This window comes from Protofrankia sp. CiT1 (genome assembly GCF_917627335.1).
Classification (GTDB): domain Bacteria; phylum Actinomycetota; class Actinomycetes; order Frankiales; family Frankiaceae; genus Protofrankia.
Window position 1 is genome coordinate 14209 of record NZ_CAKJTP010000006.1, and the last position, 1570, is coordinate 15778.

At 62.9% G+C, this 1570-nt stretch carries 1 protein-coding gene; it reads right to left on the reverse strand.

Annotation, left to right across the window (positions count from 1 at the left end):
- Nucleotides 1-161 precede the first annotated feature (161 nt).
- Nucleotides 162-1028 (reverse strand): polysaccharide lyase, encoded by an 867-nt coding sequence (locus MJ785_RS02190; RefSeq protein WP_239310425.1) that lies wholly within the window; start codon nucleotides 1026-1028, stop codon nucleotides 162-164.
- Nucleotides 1029-1570: the final 542 nt, after the last annotated feature.

Genomic DNA, 1570 nt, shown 5'->3' on the forward strand with positions numbered 1-1570 from the left:
CTCCGCGAACCGTGAGTTTGATCGTCTCGGGGCGGAACGCACCGACCGGGAACATGACACCTCCAGGACCATGGATCATTCACATGCCGATGGAGGAGGTTCTATCGTGGTTGTCGCTCTGTGTAGTGCTACGGCACGCCGTGCGCTCTGAAAGAGCCTGGTCAGCGTGCGGCCTCGGGCAGCGGGCCCACTCGCTGCTCACCTATGGCGAAGGCGGCGAAGTCGATGGTGGTGCCCGTCTCGGGCGCGAACGACCGGTCTCCGCCGCCGTACACGGCCGAGAACATGATGCCGCCGATGCGGACCTTGTCGGAAATACGTGGATTATAGCCGTGTTCTTTGACGGTTTCCTTGTTGTCGATCCAGACGTCCAGCAGCCCCTGAGAGAATGTCTCGAAGTTCATGCGGACACCCTGCTCGACACAGATCCACTTGTTAAGCTCCCATGTCCATGACTTCTTGCCGGAAACTTTGACCGGTGCGTCTGGGCGGGCGGTGTTCGAGTAGACGATCCCTTCGCCTTCCTTGCGCCAGGCGAACCGGCTGGCGAAACCGCTCCGGTCGGAGTCAGTACGTTGATCGTTTCCTTTGTTGTAGATGACTCCGTAGAACCCGGGGAGCTTCCCCCCTTTTCTGAAATCGAAATCATGTGGGAAGCGCACATAATAGCGCAGGTACATTTCGAAGGTCGGCCGGCCCTCCATGGCGACGAAGAGCTGGCTGCCGCCGTAGGTGTTGCCGTCGTTGTAAACCTGGGCCTTGGGATCGTTGAACGTGTCGCCCGCTGGTAGTGAGACCCGGACGATCTGCTGGAAGCGGGGGTCGTCGGAGGGCAGTATCTGCGCCCGGTCCAGGCCGAAAGTCGCGCGTTGCTGCGGAATGAGGCCCTTGCCGAAGAAGTCCGCCGCGCCAGTGTCCAGGAACCGCGCTGCCGCGCTCGCGCTCGGCGTCACTGAGGGGTCTGGCGGGAGGGTCTCGCTGGCCGGGTCGAAGGGGTGCTTGGGTTTCGAGCAGCCTGTCGCGGCCACGCCCAGCAGACCGAGTGCCGAACCGAGGACGGCCCGTCGGGTCCGGGCCGGTGCCGACGGAAGAACGATCGTGCTGTCAGCGGACTGGCCGGTTGGCGGAGCAGATGTTCCAGGCTGGCAAAATCCGTTCTTGTCGTTCATTTGTCGACCCCCGGCGGTCCGCCACTGAACTCACAATTAAGGGTGGCTGGTAATGGGGGATGCGGTATTGCGGGGCTGGGGCGCGCGGCTCGCGTTATCGTTTTCCGGGCATCGCCGCGTGATGTCCGGATACCCCGCCTCGTCGGTCGGCGCCCAATACCTCCGGCGCATCCCTCCGCCGTCTCGCGATGCACGCACCCCAACCCCGCTCTTTGATCCACGTCCCTGTTGCCGGGCGCTCTAATTCCGGAATTATTTTACCAATTATACCAGTACGGCGAACTCATCGGATATCGGGTCGCGGGGGCTGCCTGCTGGGCGGCGATCTCAGCACGCCGAGCTGGGATTTTTATGCGCGCGACCGGCAACAGGGGGATGCGGTATTGCGGGGCTGGGGCGCG